The 19,234-nt window shown below is 51.6% G+C and carries 16 protein-coding genes; 6 read left to right on the top strand and 10 right to left on the bottom strand.

What is annotated here, in order from left to right:
- The first annotated feature begins 95 nt into the window (after positions 1-95).
- The 4 genes from JQN73_RS11045 to ychF all read left to right on the top strand — a co-directional run bounded on the left by JQN73_RS11045 (position 96) and on the right by ychF (position 5,827).
- Positions 96-716 carry a 50S ribosomal protein L25/general stress protein Ctc gene (locus JQN73_RS11045; RefSeq protein WP_205323060.1) on the top strand — a complete coding sequence of 207 codons (621 nt, stop codon included), beginning with the start codon at positions 96-98 and terminating at the stop codon, positions 714-716.
- Between the two features lie 299 nt (positions 717-1,015).
- Positions 1,016-1,600, top strand: a complete 585-nt coding sequence (pth, locus tag JQN73_RS11040; RefSeq protein ID WP_205323059.1) for an aminoacyl-tRNA hydrolase — start codon at positions 1,016-1,018, stop codon at positions 1,598-1,600.
- Positions 1,601-2,407: 807 nt separating this feature from the next.
- Positions 2,408-4,387 (top strand): autotransporter domain-containing protein, encoded by a 1,980-nt coding sequence (locus JQN73_RS11035; RefSeq protein ID WP_205323058.1) that lies wholly within the window; start codon positions 2,408-2,410, stop codon positions 4,385-4,387.
- A gap of 348 nt (positions 4,388-4,735) precedes the next feature.
- A complete protein-coding gene (gene ychF, locus JQN73_RS11030) occupies positions 4,736-5,827 on the top strand; it encodes a redox-regulated ATPase YchF (RefSeq protein ID WP_205323057.1) in 1,092 nt (363 codons plus the stop codon).
- A 239-nt stretch (positions 5,828-6,066) separates the two neighbouring features.
- Here ychF and JQN73_RS11025 read toward each other — a convergent pair whose 3' ends face one another.
- The 7 genes from JQN73_RS11025 to JQN73_RS10995 all read right to left on the bottom strand — a co-directional run bounded on the left by JQN73_RS11025 (position 6,067) and on the right by JQN73_RS10995 (position 13,264).
- A complete protein-coding gene (locus tag JQN73_RS11025) occupies positions 6,067-6,849 on the bottom strand; it encodes a Stp1/IreP family PP2C-type Ser/Thr phosphatase (RefSeq protein WP_205323056.1) in 783 nt (260 codons plus the stop codon).
- Between the two features lie 332 nt (positions 6,850-7,181).
- Entirely contained in the window at positions 7,182-8,063 is an 882-nt protein-coding gene (sucD, locus tag JQN73_RS11020; protein WP_205323055.1) for a succinate--CoA ligase subunit alpha, read from the bottom strand.
- A gap of 97 nt (positions 8,064-8,160) precedes the next feature.
- On the bottom strand, positions 8,161-9,351 hold the full coding sequence (gene sucC, locus JQN73_RS11015) for an ADP-forming succinate--CoA ligase subunit beta (RefSeq protein ID WP_255542230.1): 1,191 nt from the start codon (positions 9,349-9,351) through the stop codon (positions 8,161-8,163).
- A gap of 70 nt (positions 9,352-9,421) precedes the next feature.
- Positions 9,422-10,057 (bottom strand): DUF2889 domain-containing protein, encoded by a 636-nt coding sequence (locus JQN73_RS11010; protein WP_205323053.1) that lies wholly within the window; start codon positions 10,055-10,057, stop codon positions 9,422-9,424.
- A gap of 497 nt (positions 10,058-10,554) precedes the next feature.
- Entirely contained in the window at positions 10,555-11,046 is a 492-nt protein-coding gene (gene recX / locus JQN73_RS11005; protein WP_205323052.1) for a recombination regulator RecX, read from the bottom strand.
- A 274-nt stretch (positions 11,047-11,320) separates the two neighbouring features.
- Positions 11,321-12,451 carry a recombinase RecA gene (gene recA / locus JQN73_RS11000; protein WP_205323051.1) on the bottom strand — a complete coding sequence of 377 codons (1,131 nt, stop codon included), beginning with the start codon at positions 12,449-12,451 and terminating at the stop codon, positions 11,321-11,323.
- A gap of 237 nt (positions 12,452-12,688) precedes the next feature.
- Entirely contained in the window at positions 12,689-13,264 is a 576-nt protein-coding gene (locus JQN73_RS10995; RefSeq protein ID WP_205323050.1) for a helix-turn-helix domain-containing protein, read from the bottom strand.
- Between the two features lie 213 nt (positions 13,265-13,477).
- On the opposite strand from JQN73_RS10995, the gene kbl reads away from it, so the two are divergent.
- Together kbl and JQN73_RS10985 are read left to right on the top strand one after the other, a co-directional pair.
- Positions 13,478-14,686 carry a glycine C-acetyltransferase gene (gene kbl / locus JQN73_RS10990; protein ID WP_205323049.1) on the top strand — a complete coding sequence of 403 codons (1,209 nt, stop codon included), beginning with the start codon at positions 13,478-13,480 and terminating at the stop codon, positions 14,684-14,686.
- A gap of 13 nt (positions 14,687-14,699) precedes the next feature.
- Entirely contained in the window at positions 14,700-15,647 is a 948-nt protein-coding gene (locus tag JQN73_RS10985; RefSeq protein ID WP_205323048.1) for an NAD-dependent epimerase/dehydratase family protein, read from the top strand.
- A gap of 19 nt (positions 15,648-15,666) precedes the next feature.
- On the opposite strand, the gene JQN73_RS10980 is transcribed toward JQN73_RS10985, so the two are convergent.
- From JQN73_RS10980 to JQN73_RS10970, 3 genes are read right to left on the bottom strand one after another with little or no spacing between them, the layout of a single operon-like run.
- A complete protein-coding gene (locus tag JQN73_RS10980) occupies positions 15,667-17,160 on the bottom strand; it encodes a M81 family metallopeptidase (protein WP_205323047.1) in 1,494 nt (497 codons plus the stop codon).
- 50 nt (positions 17,161-17,210) lie between these two features.
- Positions 17,211-18,476 carry a Zn-dependent hydrolase gene (locus tag JQN73_RS10975; RefSeq protein ID WP_205323317.1) on the bottom strand — a complete coding sequence of 422 codons (1,266 nt, stop codon included), beginning with the start codon at positions 18,474-18,476 and terminating at the stop codon, positions 17,211-17,213.
- A 48-nt stretch (positions 18,477-18,524) separates the two neighbouring features.
- The gene (locus tag JQN73_RS10970; protein ID WP_205323316.1) at positions 18,525-19,229 is read right to left on the bottom strand and encodes an ABC transporter ATP-binding protein; all 705 of its coding nucleotides are present in this window, start codon (positions 19,227-19,229) and stop codon (positions 18,525-18,527) included.
- Between the last annotated feature and the right edge of the window lie 5 nt (positions 19,230-19,234).

Below are 19,234 nucleotides of genomic sequence, written 5' to 3'. Positions count from 1 at the left end.
AATGGGATTTCCCTGTTCACTGGTGTACTTAAATCCCCTGGTCGCGGGAGATTTTTACCGCAAGACGGAAGTCTTGCAAACAACGGAGTTTCAAAATGAAAGTTATCGCATTTGTTCGCAAAGAGCTGGGTACCGGAGCGAGCCGCCGCCTGCGCATTGCTGGCCAAACACCAGGAATCGTATACGGTGGTTCGGACGCGCCAGTTAATCTGTCGCTCGATCACAACGCGCTTTACCACGCGCTGAAGAAAGAAGCATTCCACTCGTCGATCCTGGATCTGGAAATTGATGGCGCGGTTCAAAAAGTGTTGCTACGTGACTTTCAGGTCCACGCATACAAACAATTGGTCCTGCACGCAGATTTCCAACGCGTAGACGCGAAACAAGCAATCCACGTTAAAGTGCCTTTGCACTTTATCAATGCAGACGTCTCCCCAGCTGTGAAATTGTCGGCCGGTATCATCAGCCACGTTATCACTGACCTGGACATCTCTTGCTTGCCGCAAGACTTGCCTGAGTTCGTTGAAGTTGATCTGTCAGCTCTCGACGTCGGCCACTCGATTCACCTGGCTGACCTGAAATTGCCTGCTGGCGTAACAGTTGTGAGCCAGGAAAACCTGACAATCGCTACTGCTGCGATTCCAGCCGGTAAAGTTGAAGCTGAGGTGCCAGCTGATGTTGCTGCTGCTGCAGCAGCAGCTGCTGAAAAGAAATAATGTAATTCGTCACATATTTTGTGACTTGGAAACCCGCCCTTCGTGGCGGGTTTTTTTTATTCCTGGCTTGATACCGTAGACAGAAGCGAGCACCGGTCTGAGCTCAACCCCATCTTATAACGCTTGTGGGACCGCAAGCGCCGCGCTCTCGGTACGCGAACCAAATTGCCTTAGTGACGTGTTTTCCCCTAAAATCTTGGCAAAGGTGTCAAGTTGCCCGATGACAGCTCATTAAAACACCGTTGACGTCATCGACAATTAATACGCCCAACTTCACCGCACGCATTATTCGGAATCTTATGTCAATTCGCCTTATCGTCGGCCTCGGCAATCCCGGCCCGGAATACGAACAAACCCGCCATAACGCTGGCTTCTGGCTGGTCGACAATCTGGCGCAAGATCTCGGCTGTAGCCTTCAACGCAAAGCCGACTTCAAAGCCCTGGTCGGAAAAGTCAGAATTAATGCCCAGGAAGTGTGGCTGCTGGAACCGCAAACCTTTATGAACCGGTCCGGACAATCCGTTGGCACCTTAGCGCGATTTTACAAAATTGCTGCTGAAGAGGTGTTGGTTGTTCATGATGAGCTGGATTTAATGCCTGGCGTCGCCAAGCTCAAGAAAGGTGGCTCGTCCGGGGGACATAACGGTCTAAAGGATATTACCGCCGCACTCGGCACGCAAGATTATTGGCGCTTACGCATCGGGATCGGTCACCCGCGCACCTTGAATTTGCAACAGGGCGTGGCAGATTTTGTGTTGCATCGACCACGCAAGGAAGAGCAGCCCCTACTCGATGATGCCATTGCCGAGAGCTTAAAAGTCATTCCGATGCTGTGTGACGGCAAATTTTCTGAAGCCACCATGCAGTTGCACACCGCAAAATAATCGCCTTTCTCTGATTCGCTTCACTGGCGATTCACCAATCCAATCACGCTCGATGGTCTTTTCCTGGCGGTATTTTTCTCAAAATTGGTAATGTGAGGGCAAACAGCGTCAACCGATTCGCTTTGATAGCGTTTTAACATCATGCCGCTGCACATGCGGATGACCCCTAGAACCATTCAAAGGAGTGAAAATGAAAAAGCTACTCTGTCTTGTTGCCCTTGTCCTCGGATTTATTCCATTTGCGCAAGCACAAAATCATCGACCAATGGTGCACCATTACCGTCACCACCATCATCATTATCACCACCCAAGACATTATCGCTAACTTTATGGCGTCAAGTTGCTTGGTGAAGCGCTGATCAAGGAATGAAGAGTTTGAGCCTAATTCGCTTTGAGCCTTCCAGGTTCGAAGCGATTACCCTATTCCGGCACGATTATTCAGGCCGCGTGAGGATCCTGCAACAAACACCCAATTGCATCATTTTCGCTCTGTGCTTTGCATCCCCCGATTGGACGCGGGGATGGTAAACACAAAGGCATGACTTAACAATAGCCAGACGCGGGATTCCGAAAAGAACCAACAAAATCATAAAAAAATAGAGATTAGTTAACTGGTTGAGGTTTTTTCTTGGCATGATGGTTAATTCACGAATTGAAAAATAGTGCTATTCGATCCACTTTTGAAATAATGCGGCGTTTTTTGGCGTGACTGCTTCGACTATTTCCTCAGTGTTTTCGCATTCTTTACCTCAATTTCCGGGCTATCACCGCCACCATAAAATCTATAAATCTCACTAGGAGAATTCTTTGGCTCACCTCCCGTTTGCGCTATCACGTCGCACCGCTATGTTCACTACACTGTTTACGCCGCGCCTGGAACTCCACACCCGCAAAGCCTTGTGCGTCATTTCGGCTGTTAGCGCCAGTATTGGTATCAGCCTGTGCATGGCACCTATTGCCTCTGCCGCGAATTTTTCACAAATGGTTTTTTTTGGCGATTCCTTAATGGATAGCGGCTTTTATACCGGTGTCGGCCTTCAACCCTCTTTTACAACTAATCCAGATTTGGTCTGGACCCAACTATTGGCGCATAAAAATGGCTTAACCGCCGATCCTGCGTATGTGCTGACGCCAAATGGCGTGGTGCCTTTGAGTGGGACCAATTATGCAATCGGTGGCGCCCAGACCAGCCAGCAGTCTTTAGACCCCACAACCGGATTTTTGACGCCATCCGTTACGGACGAGGTCAACGGTTATTTAGCCAGCCACCCCAAAGCGGACAAAAATGCGCTGTATAGCGTATGGGCAGGCTCCAATGACGTTTTTGCGTACACAACGCTGAATCAAGCCGGTCTGGCCGATCCAAATCCGGCGGTGCAGGCCGCCACTGCGCAGACAATCGTTGGATCAGTTGCCGGTGAAGCGGTGAATGTCGCCGGGTTGGTTGGGGCATTACAGCATGCTGGCGCAGGAAAAGTAATGGTCCTGAATCTCCCGGATATCGGTAATACGCCGTTGGCCGCACAACTTGGTTTGCAGCAATTGTGGACAGCCTCGGCTTACACGTTTAATCAAACCTTGAATCAAAGTCTGAATCGGTTAGGCGGCAATATTATTGCCCTCGACGTATTCAGCTTGCTGGATGAGGTGATTCGTAACCCCGCGCGATATGGCTTCAAAAATGTCACATCAGCGGCCTGCACCACGCCTGATTCCAGCACCTGCACGACCGCTACTTTAGTAGAGCCTAACGCCAACCTCACCTACCTGTTTGCCGATAGCGTGCATCCCGGTGGCGCCGCCCAAGCCATCCTGGCCCAATATGCGCAATCGGTATTGCTGGCACCCACCCAGATCAGTATGTTGGCGTCGGCACCAATGGTCGGTGCTCAGGCGCAAACGCTTGCCATTGATAATCGGTTAAGGTTATTCAGCTCCTCACCGGCAAATGTAGGCAAAGCGGAAGCCTACGCGGTAGTTGGTAATACGCAACGCAACTACAGCAAAACCGACAATATGCAAGGTTTGGATGGTTCCGCCACCAGCGCAACAGTCGGGATCGATTACGCGATTAATCAACAATGGATGATAGGAACCGCGTTCGGTTACGGTCAAAATAAATCCAGTTTCGGCAGCAATACTGGCAACTTTAAGCTGGATCAAACCATGATTTCGGCTTATACCCAATATCGTGATGGCGCATGGGCAGTGAACGCAATCGGCCTTTCCGGCTTGCTTGAATATAACAACGTCACCCGAAGCATTATGCTGGGGCAGGCTTTGCGAAACGAAAACGGCACCACTGCGGGCGACCAATTGCTGCTCCGTTTAGGTGGTCAGTACGACTTTAACCTCGGTGCGGCGGTATTGAGTCCAATCGCGAATCTGACCTGGCAACAAATCAAGGTCAATGCGTATGACGAGCTAGGCAACGACAGTACCGCTATGCATTTTGACGCCCAAACCCGCACCTCGCTGGTTTCCAGTTTGGGCCTGCAAATAACCTCTAACCAAACCATGTGGGGATTTCCAATTCAGCCATTCGCAAAACTGGCATGGGATAGAGAACTGAAAAATACCCCGGATGACGTCCGCGCACATGTGGTCGGAATGGGTGGCAGCTTCGGTATGCCCGGTTACCAAAGTGCGGCAAATACCACGCATCTGGATCTGGGTGCCAATCTCAAACTGGCAGCCGATACGACCGCCTTCGCGAATTATAGCGGGCAGTTCGCAAGCGGTAACAGAGCAAACACTCTTCAACTAGGCGTCGCGAAAGTGTTTTAACTCGTGGATAGCAAGAGGACCGGCGGCGTGCCGACAACTGGGACGCCGGCGGCCCTCTTTTTTCCAAGGTTTACCTGTAGTTAACGACGACAGAGTTACAATAGGCGTCTTTTGAACAAAGTCTCGATAAAATTCGGTGAACGCATCCCGCTTTTATTGCTACTGTTACAAGTCTGTTAGTGGTTTTCGCGCTCGATCCCGCGGCAACGCAAGCGCCGAGCTGCCGAAAAATTTAATTTGACATGCGTCGGCTTCGTCTCAGGTGTCGCCTATGCGTCATTAACCGCTCTCCTGTAAGCGTTCATCTGCAACCGTTTATCTGTAACCTATTGATCTAGAAAGATTTTCATGAGTCTCAAGTGCGGCATCGTCGGCCTACCTAACGTTGGCAAATCCACCCTATTCAATGCCCTGACTAAAGCAGGCATTCCAGCAGAAAACTATCCCTTCTGTACTATCGAACCAAACGTCGGCATGGTTGAAGTGCCCGACCCGCGCCTGACTGCGCTCGCTGCGATTGTCAAGCCCGAGCGGATTCTTCCGGCAACGGTCGAGTTCGTGGATATTGCCGGTTTGGTAGCAGGCGCCTCCAAAGGCGAAGGGCTGGGCAATCAATTTCTGGCCCATATCCGCGAAACAGACGCCATCGTCAACGTGGTGCGCTGCTTTGAAGACGACAACGTCATTCATGTCGCCGGTAAAGTCAGTCCGCTGGACGATATCGAAGTGATCCAGACCGAATTGGCGTTAGCCGATATGGGTACGGTCGAAAAGGCCATCCATCGCGAAAACAAAAAAGCCCGCTCGGGTGATAAAGATGCAGCGAAATTAGTCGCGATATTGGAGCGTCTGATGCCGGAACTGGATCAAGCCAAACCAGTGCGCGCTTGTGGTCTCGACGAAGAAGAAATGGCATTGATCAAACCGCTTTGCCTGATTACGGCCAAGCCGGCAATGTATGTTGCTAATGTCTCCGACACAGGGTTCACCAATAATCCATTGCTAGATCAGCTGACCGCTTACGCCGCATCGCAAAATGCGCCGATGGTGCCGATCTGTGCGTCCATCGAATCTGAAATTTCGGACCTCGACGAAGCCGATAAACATGAGTTTCTCGCCGATATGGGCATGCAAGAGCCAGGACTGGATCGCCTGATCCGTGCGGCATTCAAGCTGCTAGGTCTGCAAACCTATTTCACCGCAGGTGTCAAAGAAGTACGCGCCTGGACGATTCACGTTGGTGACACCGGCCCACAAGCGGCTGGCGTTATCCATACCGACTTTGAACGAGGTTTCATTCGTGCGCAAACTATCGCCTACGATGACTTCATTACCTATAAGGGTGAGGCCGGCGCCAAGGAAGCAGGCAAGATGCGCGCTGAAGGCAAAGAATATGTGGTGAAAGACGGCGACGTTTTGAACTTCTTATTTAACGTCTGACCAATATCGCAAGATTAAGGGCATCTCATTAGAAATCGATTGGGAGAACCCGCTCGGCGTTCTGGCCTCGGTGAGCTTCACCGGGGCTTTTCGCTTTCTGAGCCTGGATGAATATTCATCCCCACCTTCAAATTCTTCGTTAGCCTCTGAACGGCTGCGGCAGCGACCGCAATCGAATTTCTCTTGGGGAAGACCGAGGGTCGAGTTTGCGCATCCTTTGCCCTGTTCTCCTGCATTGCTCAGCTACAAGCGATCTGACCTGATACATTGATGAGCACGACGGAAATATTGTCCTGCCCCCCACCGTCATTTGCGGCTTGTATCAATGCTTCACAGGCCGTTTCCAATCCCCCATTTGCAGCGTCGATAATGTTCTGCATTTGTGCGGAAGACAGACGGTCCGACAAGCCGTCAGAGCACAACAGATAAAGATCCCCAACCTCGACAGCACGCTCTTGCACGTCGACCACCAACTGATGCCCTACTCCAACGGCGCGGGTAATAACATTGCGATTCATAGCGAAGGCAGCTTCTTCCGCGGTTAACAAGCCGGCGGCGACCTGCTCTTGTACCTGTGAATGATCCCGAGTTAATTGCGACATCTCGCCACCTCGTATCAAATAGGCACGTGAATCACCGACGTGTGAAATACAAACGCGATCGCCTTGAAACCAGGCTAACACGACGGTTGTTCCCATGCCACGATATTCGGGCTGTTGCCGGGCAGCGTCGATAATCGCGCTATTTGCTTTACGCACTGCCTGCATCAAACATAGACGGCGCACCGCCGTTTGATCGTCGGGGTGACTATATTGGTTCTCACGCTGATGCTGCTCCACCATATGCTGAATGGTCACGGTAGCGATGCCACTGGCTACCTCGCCCGCGTTGTAACCACCCATTCCATCGGCTAGGATAGCCAGTTGCAAGTCTTCACTCACCGCAATAGCGTCTTCATTCTCCAGACGCACCATACCGACATCGGTCTTGGCAAAAAATTCAAATCGTAAAGGGATGGACATTTTCAGTAGCGATCAAAAAGAGGAAGCGTCAGGCCAAACTGCTCTAAAGGTATTTTCGTTGGTTAAGAAGCGAACGGCAAGAGGATGGCAAGAAAAAAACCGCAGGAAAATACGAGAAGTCCGAACCGGCAACAAGCGCAATTCGCACATAAGGGCCAAAGATGCTGAAGAGCTTTCATCGCGCATATGCATTTCGCGGCGATTCGCACCACGATCGCCTTGAACCACGATTGCGTTGATGTAGCCTATTTCAGGATGGGTCAGCCCCATAAAATAAAGGAGCCGAAGCTCCTTTATTATTCATTCGATTACCATCAGGCAAATAGCTGTGATTACAGCATCGCCATCAGCAAGCGTGCCATTTCAGACGGGTTCTTTGTGGTTTTGATACCGCAAGCTTCCATGATGTCTAGTTTGGCTTGTGCTGTATCAGCACCGCCAGAAATCAACGCACCAGCATGGCCCATACGTTTGCCCGGAGGCGCTGTAACGCCAGCGATAAAGTTGACGACTGGCTTTTTCATGTTGTCTTTGATCCAGTAAGCTGCATTCGCTTCATCAGGACCGCCGATTTCACCGATCATGATGACCGCATCGGTATCAGGATCGTCATTGAACATCTTCATGATATCAATGTGTTTCAAGCCATTGATTGGATCGCCACCGATACCAACCGCCGATGATTGACCCAGACCCAGCGCGGTCAGTTGACCCACTGCTTCATACGTCAATGTACCTGAACGCGACACCACACCGATACGACCTCTTTTGTGAATATGGCCTGGCATGATACCAATTTTGATTTCGTCCGGTGTGATCAGACCTGGGCAATTTGGTCCTAGCAGCAAAGTCTTGCTGCCGGATTTAGCCATACGGTCTTTCAACGCCAGCATATCGCGGACAGGAATACCTTCTGTGATACAGATCGCTAGATCCAACTCTGCTTCGACTGCTTCCCAAATCGCTGCTGCCGCGCCTGCAGGCGGCACGTAAATCACCGAAACGTTGGCGCCAGTAGCGGCCTTAGCTTCAGCAACATTAGCGAAAATAGGAATGCCTTCGAAATCTTCACCGGCTCTTTTTGGATTCACACCAGCGACAAAAGCTTCTTTGCCATTCGCATAATCGCGGCAACCGCGGGTATGATATTGACCGGTTTTGCCGGTGATACCTTGGGTGACGACTTTTGTATCTTTGTTAATCAGGATCGACATGTTTGTTCCTTGCCTTATTTTTGAGCGGTGATTAATGTGCCAAACCAATGGCCACATTCACTACCGCAAAATTCTCAGATCGCTAAATACGAAGCGATTATTGACCGTTAGCTGCAGCAACAACTTTCTGCGCAGCTTCTTCCATACTGTCCGCAGCAATGATAGGCAAGCCCGATTCTGCCAGCAATTTTTTGCCGATTTCTTCGTTAGTACCCTTCATGCGCACGACAAGTGGCACGCTCAATGAAACCGCCTTCGATGCCGCGATGACGCCTTCAGCAATCACATCACAGCGCATGATGCCGCCGAAGATGTTGACCAGAATGGCTTTCAAGCTCGGGTTTTTCAACATGATCTTGAACGCTTCAGTCACTTTTTCTGCTGTAGCACCGCCGCCCACGTCCAGGAAGTTTGCTGGCTCACCGCCGAACAACTTGATGGTATCCATCGTCGCCATCGCCAAACCAGCGCCATTTACCAGGCAACCGATATTGCCGTCGAGCGAAATGTAGGCCAGATCGAATTTTGATGCTTCAACTTCTGCTGGGTCTTCTTCATCCAGATCGCGATACGCAACGATTTCCGGTTGACGATACAACGCATTAGGATCGAAGTTAAATTTAGCATCCAGAGCAATGATTTTGCCGGAGCCGGTCACGATCAATGGATTAATTTCGGCCAATGAACAATCAGTGTCCCAATAAGCTTTGTACAGACCTTGCAACTGCACCCGAGCGTCAGCAATAGAACCTGCTGGCACGCCGATTTTGGCAGAAATGCTATCTGCGTCAGCGTCTGTCAAACCGGTCGATGGATCGATCACAACCTGATGAATTTTTTCCGGATGGCTTTCTGCTACTTCTTCAATATCCATGCCGCCTTCGCTCGATGCCATCAGCACCACGCGTTGACTAACACGGTCAGTGACCATACTGACGTATAGTTCCTGCTTAATATCAGCGCCCTCTTCGATCAACAAGCGACGAACTTTTTGACCTTCTGGGCCAGTTTGGTGCGTGATCAATTGCATGCCAAGGATTTCGTTAGCATATTCGCGCACTTGCTCAAGCGATTTAGCAACTTTCACGCCGCCGCCCTTACCGCGACCACCTGCATGAATTTGTGCCTTCACGACCCATACCGAACCGCCGAGTGTTTCAGCAGCTTTGACTGCCTCGTCGACGCTCAGGCACGGAATGCCGCGTGGTGTTGTTACCCCAAATTTACGGAGAATTTCTTTGCCCTGATACTCATGGATTTTCATGCGAGCTTCCCTTCTGACGCTGATTTAAATTAACTTGCTGGTTGAACTAGATAAGTGCACTGATAAATGAATTACAACAAAATCAATAATGACGCTAACCGGATTCGGGCTCACTATCCGGTTGCGTGTTCAGCGACGCGTGCGCGGGAGTAGACGCGGGGTCTTCCGGCGCTGCGATTGACCACTTTGGATAGAATTGCGCAACAACCGCGCCGTCTCTGCGCAATGCGTAGCAACTTCCCACCTGAAAGGGTTTTTTGTCCGCGCTCGCAAGCCTGGTCGGTGCGGCGCTAGCAGTACTGGTTTCGCCAGAAAATGCCTGAAGTGCGACAGTGGGCAATATTTGCGCAAGCTCGGTCAAATGCGTACAACCCAGCGCACCGCCAATACGCTCTTTCAAGGTATAACGAAAACCTTTTAACAGGCTCAATCCGACCAATTGATTGTAGGCCGGGGAAACCATATTGCAATGTCCGGGATAAGGCATCGCCTCAGAGTGGGCTGCTACCGCAACAATGGTGTAAAGATCATCCAGGGTCAGCCGCAACCATAAGTCATGCACGGGCTCTCCTGCAGGCAAAATGCCGCGGGGCAAGGTGATGTCGCTGGCTTTAATGTCGGTTATGTGCGCGTCTAATTCCCATAAGCCATCGTCACGAATAAACGCGTCGACTTGTATGGTGCGCGTATGAATTGGCGCCCTGCGAGAGGTAGGAGGTAATGGGGACATTTTTTTGGTCTGCTTGCTTATTGCTACTACAGTTTCTATAGTAGCTGCCGCTCCTGCGGTTTGCAAAAAACCACAAAAGTGTAGCACAGCTGGCAGGAATAGGTGAGTTTGTGTGCATCGCAGCATTCGGCGAGGCGCACCTGTTTGCGAATAACGAGCGTCGCAAGCCTGAGAATCAATCACCAAAGTCTCTCAGTCGTGGGGTAAACGCATGCTGATTGAACAAGTCGGACTGGAATTTAGGAGGGGGGATGTATTTGATCGGCTCGACCGGTCAGCGTAAACGACACGGGTTGCAATGAATGACGAGGATGCCGGGAGCGCCGGAACGCCGGATCGCCGGATCGATGGGATCGCCGGATCGATGGGATCGCCGGATCGCCGGACCGCCGGACCGCCGGATCGCCGGATCGCCGGACCGCCGGATCGCCGGATCGCCGGACCGCCGGATCGCCGGACCGCGTGAAGGGTAATTCGAAATGTCAGCTAAATATCAACTATTCAACAACGTCTTCATCGGGCTCCGCAGGATCGAATTCAAGTTCATCGGCGGCGCCTTTGATGGCAGCCTGTACAGCCCGATGGGAAAATCCCCGTTGCAACAAAAAACGCATTTGTTTGCCGCGTTCAATAGCATCAACCGGCTGGCGGCCAAATTTTCTGGCCCACACCTCACGTGCCCGGGCAAATTCGCCTTCTGCGAGTTGCGACTTGACCGCGTTGATCGCCTCCCCGGTAATACCGTGACTTTTTAGCTCCATCACGATACGGCTGTTGCCGTAGCGACCGGCCCGACGATGGATGAGGGATTCCGAGAAGCGCTCTTGTGATAAAAATTTGGATTCTTCCAGCCAGTCGAGTAATGCCTCAATGTCATCCCCTTCTTGCACATAACGCGATAGCTTGCGCATAAGTTCAATACGGCTATGCTCACGCATCGATAAGTACCGAAGCGCTCTTCCCTTAAGACTAATTGTTGGTTTTGCCATTGCTGCATACCTGACAGGATTTTGCACAAATATAAAAAAATCGGGCGTAAAGCAACATGCTTTCCGCCCGATTAGCTAATCGACTTATTTCGAACCCCACATCTGTCCTAACGACCGACTTGCTCAAAATTCTACTGAGCAGAGCCTACCTCTGGATCGGTTAATCTCGCAGTCTAGTAGTCTAGCAGCCTGGCGGCCGTACACTTAGGTACACTCAGGTATCTTAGGCACACGTAAGGTGCCTGACAAGTTTCGAAAGAAGTCTATCCTTTAATTACTCTACTTTTGCAACCAATGCGGCAGCAGCTGCCTCTTTGGCCGCAGCTTTGTCAGCGGCTTTTGCGGCTTTTTCTGCTGCTTTGTCCGTTTCTGTCGAAATTGCACCTTCCAATAATGGAACGCCTAAGGACGCCCGTACTTTATTTTCGATTTCACGGGCCAGCTCTGGACGTTCTTTCAGATAGTTCCGTGCGTTGTCTTTACCCTGTCCAATGCGCTCACCGTTGTAGCTATACCAGGCACCCGATTTTTCAACAATTTTGGCATCCGAACCAAGATCCAGAATCTCGCCTTCACGTGAGGTACCTGTGCCGTACAAGATATCGAAATGCGCTTCCTTGAACGGAGGTGCGATTTTATTTTTCACTACTTTTACGCGTGTTTCGTTACCGATCACTTCATCGCCTGACTTAATTGAGCCAGTACGACGAATATCCAAACGGACGGAGGCGTAGAACTTCAATGCATTACCACCGGTAGTGGTTTCGGGATTCCCGAACATGACACCGATCTTCATCCGAATCTGATTGATAAAAATCACCAGCGTATTGGTGCGGTTAATGCTACCGGTCAATTTACGCAGCGCCTGAGACATTAAACGTGCTTGCAAACCCGGCAACGAATCGCCCATGTCGCCTTCAATCTCGGCCCGTGGCGTCAATGCCGCAACGGAATCGATAACGATCAGATCAACACCGCCGGACCGCACCAAAGCATCGGTAATTTCAAGCGCTTGTTCGCCTGTATCTGGCTGGGAGATCAACAAATCTGCCAGGTTAATGCCAAGCTTTTGAGCGTAACCGACGTCTAGGGCATGTTCTGCATCAATAAACGCGCAAGTCCCGCCCAACTTTTGCATTTCAGCAATAGTTTGTAATGTCAGGGTCGTTTTACCGGATGATTCAGGGCCGTAGATTTCAACAACGCGGCCACGCGGCAAACCGCCCACGCCTAGCGCAATGTCCAATCCTAACGAACCGGTCGAGACGACCTGCACTTCTTCAACCACGGCGCCATCTTCCATGCGCATGATTGAACCCTTGCCGAATTGCTTTTCGATTTGTGCCAATGCTGCGGCAAGCGCCTTGCTTTTGTCAGGATTTGCTGCGGATTTTTTATCGTCCATGGATTTTCTTTCGGCAAAAGGGGTGTAAGACTGTATTAATAAACAGTACTGTATAAAAAAACAGTGTGAATTGCAAGCTTTGTGAAATTAAAGTTTGATAATGTTGCAAACCGGCTGCAACCGCTTCTTCACCTGTATTGTAAACCTGTGGGCGAATTTGGTTGAAATCTTGATGTCCACAGGCCATAACCGCATAAATTCTGGTTCCGCTTTGTTCCGCATTACCGCCGTTGGCGCTTAACGATGAATGACCACCAACAGCGCCCGTGCTTCGGTTCTCCCGATATTCCGGATGATATGATTTTTGTCGGCTGGGTAGCGCGCCGTGCCGCCGATCTTAAGCTTTTTCTTTACGTCGTCCACCATCACTTCAATACTGCCATTCAGCAGGGTTAAATGCTCTCTGGTGCCCGGATCGTGCGGTGTGGATACCAGCGCCCCCTCAGGTGCCAGGGTCAGCTCATACCACTCATACTTCCCGGCCAGCTCCATCGGGCCGAGAATGCGCAGAACGTACCCGGCATGGAGTCCCGGCAAAGTGGGGGTTTCGTGCGGCTCCATCACATGGATTGCTTCCGCCTCCGAGGTTCCGGTGGCAAGTAGCTCCTCGATTCCAATACCCAATGCATTCGCCAGGCGCCAGGTGACGGCGATGGTTGGATTAGCTTTTTCCCGTTCAATTTGCGAGAGCATCGATTTGGAAACACCCGCCGCACGTGACAAATCGTCAAGTGTCAGGCCACGCTTCAGTCGCAGCCGTTGCAGTGTCGCACCAACTTCAGGTGGCGTATTGTGAGGGAGTGTTGAACGCATAAATTGTCTTGCTATGTTTAATGGCAGTGGTTAATATCCACTATATCGAATAACTGTTCGATATAGTGGATTTATGTCTTTCTATTGAACCATATCGTAACAGATGAATTGCTATAACCACCAGACAAAGCGGCAAACGCACTGCGACTGTATGCCCGCGCCTCATAGGTTTTAAGATAGTGCGTATGAATTGCCAAATAACCAGGAACTCACATGACGCCGACCGCGACCAAAGCTAGCTTCTTCGCCACTCTCGATACTAATTTGAACGCTCTGCGCGAGCAGGGTCTGTTTAAGCCGGAACGGGTTATTAATTCGCGCCAGGGGGCGGAGGTCGTGTGCGACGATGGCCGTACCTTGATTAACCTTTGTGCGAATAATTATCTCGGCCTTTCGGGAGAGGAAAAACTGGTTCAGGCGTCAATTGATGCCACCAGACAATACGGTTACGGCTTATCCTCGGTGCGCTTTATTTGCGGCACACAGAATGTGCATAAACAACTGGAGCAAGCCCTGTCCGCATTTCTGGGCATGGAAGATACAATCCTGTACGCGGCAGCATTCGATGCCAACGGCGGCCTGTTTGAACCGCTGTTTGACGAGCAGGACGCGATCATTTCGGATGCCTTAAATCATGCGTCCATCATCGATGGCATTCGCCTCTGCAAGGCCGCACGTTTTCGCTATACCCATAACGATATGGCCGATCTGGAAGTGCAATTGCAGGCAGCCGCCGATAAGCGCCATAAAGTGATTGTCACGGATGGCGTGTTTTCGATGGATGGAACGATCGCACAGTTAGACAAAATCTGCGATCTGGCCGACAAATACGGCGCGCTGGTCATGATCGATGAATGCCACGCTTCCGGATTCATGGGCAAGACCGGCCGCGGCACCCATGAACATCATCAGGTCATGGGACGGATCGATATCATCACGGGAACGCTCGGCAAAGCTCTTGGCGGTGCCATGGGCGGTTTCACTGCTGCGCGGCGCGAAGTGATCGAAACATTGCGGCAAAAGTCGCGTCCGTATTTATTCTCAAACACGTTGGCACCATCAATTGCCGGTACCTCCCTGGCGGTATTAAACATGCTCTCCAGCTCTACCGAATTACGTGACCGTCTGCATGCGAACACTGTCCATTTCCGGCGCGAAATCACGCAACTGGGATTCACCATCAAGCCGGGTACGCATCCGATTGTGCCGGTGATGCTGTTCGATGCGCCAATAGCGCAACAATTTGCCCAGCGCTTATATGCAAAAGGCATTCTGGTGACAGGCTTTTTCTATCCGGTCGTGCCGATGGGACAAGCCCGCGTGCGCGTTCAAATGTCGGCTGCGCACAGCATCCGGCAACTCGATCAGGCATTAGCCGCCTTTGGGCAAGTTGGGCATGAGCTCGGTCTCTTGAAGAATTAAAACGGAAAACAAAATGGAAAAGATTCTGGTCATCGGTGCCAACGGTCAAATCGGCAGCGAATTGGTGGACGCACTGATCGAAAAGCACGGGGCGAACAATGTCGTCGCGGCCGATATCAGTCCGTCCAGTTACTATGGCGCTCTTTGCTACGAACGCCTCGACGTGCTCAACAGCAATCTGCTGGCAGAGGTCGTCAATCGTCATGACATCACACAGGTCTATCAACTGGCGGCGATGTTATCCGTCACCGGCGAGCAGGCGCCATTGAAGGCATGGACATTGAATATCAACGGATTGCTCAATACGTTGGAATTGGCGCGAGAGCGCAGCTCGGCAGGAAACGCATTGCGCGTATTCTGGCCCTCTTCCATCGCCGCATTTGGACCTAATACGCCAGCCGTCAACACGCCTCAAATGACGATCATGGATCCGACCACCATTTACGGAATCAGTAAACAAGCCGGGGAGAGACTATGCGAATACTATTTCGCCAAGTTCGGCATCGATGTTCGCAGCATCCGCTATCCCGGCATCATCAGTTATAAATCGCCTCCTGGCGGCGGGACGACCGATTATGCGATCGCCATTTTCCATGCGGCCAAACGCGGCGAAACATATCAGTGTTTTTTAGGTTCGGAAACGACTCTGCCGATGATTTACATGCCCGATGCTATCCGTGCCACCATCGAACTGATGGGAGCGCCAGCAGCGGACGTGCGGGTGCGGTCGGCCTATAACGTAGCCGGATTGAGCTTTAATCCTGCGCAGTTGTCCCAGGCTATCCGGCAAAAGCTTCCGCAGTTTGAAATTACTTATCGACCGGATGAGCGACAAGAGATCGCCGATAGCTGGCCACAGAGTCTGGACGATACACAAGCGCGGGCCGACTGGAACTGGCATGCCGAAATTGATATCGATCAAATGGTTCACGATATGCTGGAGAATGTGAAGGTCTCATAAGCTCTACTTCGCCGCACACTTACCAACGCGTGTCTGCATCCAACGGATAGATGGGACGGCGCACGTTCCTGATCGGGAATAACCCAAAGTTAGAACTGGTTGGTCCGCCCGTGTCGGAGTCGCATTCTTCCAGCCCCCGGCTAATCGGTCCGAACACCGGGCGACAATACATGCGTGACTTCAACAACAGAAAAGCTTTTTTGGCCGGCTCAAGCCCCATACTGGTAAAGACGCCCAGATCGTAAGGCTCCACCCGTTCTTCGGTCACAACAATTTGTGCGACGCCGATATCGAACAACACACTTTTTCCCATATGGATGGTGGAGCCGGTATAAATAGGACCCGTGACCAGGAGTTCACCATTGGTGATTGCCAGCACCTTGCCGGTCAGAGAGAGGGGGAATTTAGTAATCCCCTGTTTGATGAGTGCCACCTTGTTGCCCAATGCCACCGTGACAGTCGCGCCGATCCCTGCGCTAATCAATGCGGCAACCGCATCAGGATCACTAATCGGCCCAACCCCAATATCAGTCAGCCCTTCCGCAATCGCTGCTTCCAACACGTCCATGGTATTGCAAGTGCCACCGGACATGACGTTATCGCTGTGGTCGAGCAACAGCACCGGACCTGCGCCCTCATCCGCCGCCATCTGCTTTGCGTGCGCCAGCGACTGTTTTAACGGTTTGCTGTCATACACAAACCCATCGCGCTCTCGCCACATGGAACGGGCGATTTTTTCGGCTACCTGATTGGCGAGATCAACGTCGTTATCGGCCACAACGACCACTGACATCCCGGCATCACGGAAATCCGACAAAGGAAAACCAGCGAAGATGGATACCGCCAATATCCCTTCTTCAGACTCTGCGGCAATCGCGGCTTGCACCGCGCGTTGCATCGCACTGTTCGACGTATCGCTGGTCAACGTCGCCGACAGTAATGGCAATTGACACCATCCAACTACAGGGCGTTTTTTTTGTTGCAGCATGTCCACCAGCAAGCGTCCCGCATGCTCCCCGGCCTCGTACATATCGATGTGAGGATAGGTCTTGAAACTAACGATAATGTCGGCGTTGTCGATTATTTTTTGGGTCACATTGCCATGCAGGTCAAGCGCGACGCAAAGCGGCGTATCGGGGGCGATTTCTCGTATTTTTTGCAGCAGCGAACCTTCGCCGTCTTCGGCATTTTCAGCCACCATCGCGCCATGCAAATCGAGCATGATGGCGTCGCAGCCAGCGCCAATAGACCGCAAAATAGCGTCGTTCATCAGGGTATAAGCATCCGCGGCAACCGCGGCACTCGGATTAGCCATGGCCGCTATCGGTGTCACTATCGTCGCGCCAAGCGCGTCCGCAATATCCAGAAACGCACCCATCGCGGTGCGCGCACCTTTCTGATCACGGTAGGCCGCCTCGTCCCACTGAGGGGCGAAAGCATCCAGGGGTGTCGCAATAGGAGAGAAAGTATTGGTTTCGTGATTCAGACGCGCGACAACAATTTTCAATGACATTTGCTTGTTCCTATAAAATTCTTCCACAAACTAAGGACACCAGAGTGCACTTAGTCAAACACCGGCACGGCGCTGGCCAATATTGCATGCAGCAATACATTGGCACCGGCTTCCAGGTGTTCAGGCTTGGCGTCTTCGATTTCATTATGGCTGACCCCATCTTTGCAGGGAACAAAAATCATTCCTGACGGGGCCACTCGCGCTGCATAAATAGCATCGTGACCAGCGCCGGACACGACGTCCATTGTGGCATAGCCGAGCAGATTCGCAGCATTGCGTACTTGGGCGACGCAGTCAGGATGGAATGCGCAAGGCGGAAAATAGGAGACGCGCTCCAACTCTATTGCAAGCCCACTTTCAGTACGTATCCTGTCTATGTATGCATACAAATCTGCGTTCATGCTATCCAGCGTTGTATCGCTGACATTGCGCAAATCGATCGAGAATTTTACTTTTCCAGGAATCACATTGCGACTATTGGGCATCACCTGAACCGCACCAACCGTACCACGTCCATACGGCGCATAACGCAACGCAATCGCGACAACTTCCTGCATGATATAAGTCGATACCTGCAGCGCATCCTTGCGAATCGCCATGGGAGTTGGACCGGCGTGGGATTCGAAACCGGTCACTGTGCAGTCGTACCAAGCCAATCCCAACACCGCGGGTACGACGCCAATCACAGTATCGGCATTTTCCAGCACCGGACCTTGTTCAATGTGTGCTTCGTAATACGCACCGATAGGATGATCGCCGCTTTTCTGGTCGCCGATATAACCAATGCGCGCAAGCGCATCCTGAACGCTAATGCCAGCGGTATCTGTCGCCGCGTAAGCGTGCTCTAACGTGAAAGCGCCACAGAAAACGCCTGACCCCATCATCACCGGCACAAAACGCGATCCCTCTTCATTGGTCCATACCGCCACCTCAATCGGCGCCTCGGTCTGAATATTATGTTGATTCAACGTACGGATCACTTCAAGTCCTGCCAACACACCGTAGTTGCCATCGAATTTACCGCCGGTAGGTTGGGTATCAATATGCGAACCGGTGACCACAGGCGGAAGGTCATTGTTGCGTCCTGCACGCCGCATAAAAATATTCCCGATCTGATCGACCGTGACGCTCATGCCCTCGTCCCTGGCCCAGGCGCTAACCAGGTCACGGCCCTGCTTATCGAGATCTGTCAGCGCAAGCCGGCACACACCACCTTTTGGTGTCGCACCGATAGCGCCAAGATCCATCAATGCGCGCCACAAACGCGTCCCGTCTATGCGTAACCTACTGGTGTCTGAAATAGCTTTCGAATCCATCATAACTCCGTGAATGTTGTTCCGATTGTGCAGCGCTGTCCGATGCCGTTATGCCACCAGATTCACGCCGAGATAACGATCCTTTGCGGCGTCATCCGCTAAAAATTCGGTGTTGCTTGCGGCATATACCACCCGGCCTTGCTCGATGATGTAATGACGATCTGCGAGTTGCGTACAGACCTCCAGATTCTGCTCGACCAAAATAATGGACATGCCGGTCGCTTTGATCAATTTTAATTGCGCGACGATTTCATCGACAATAACCGGCGCCAGTCCTTCGACGGGTTCATCCAGCATCATCACTTTGGGATGCGTCATCAAGGCACGTCCAATCGCCAACATTTGCTGTTCGCCACCCGATAACTGACCGCCGCCATTCTTGCGGCGCTCCTTCAATCGCGGGAATATTTTGTACACATCAGCGAGTCCCCAGGCTGACTCGCGCCGCGCCGCCATCGTTAGATTTTCTTCAACCGTCAGCAATTTAAAAATACCGCGATGTTCGGGCACCAGACAAATGCCACGCGAGGCGATTTTATAAGCTGGCAGCCCGGCCACGTTATCGCCTTGAAAAATGACTGCGCCTGACTTTGGCTGCACCACGCCGACGATACTTTTCAGGGTCGTGCTTTTACCTGCACCGTTACGCCCCAATAGCGTCACCACTTCGCCCTCGGCAATCGCAATCGATAAGCCTTGCAAAATATGGCTCTTGCCGTAATAGCTATTGATATCCTCAACCTTCAAAATCATTCCGT

This window comes from Glaciimonas sp. PAMC28666 (assembly GCF_016917355.1).
Taxonomy (GTDB): Bacteria; Pseudomonadota; Gammaproteobacteria; order Burkholderiales; family Burkholderiaceae_D; genus Glaciimonas.
This window is presented reverse-complemented; position numbering and strand designations above follow the sequence as displayed.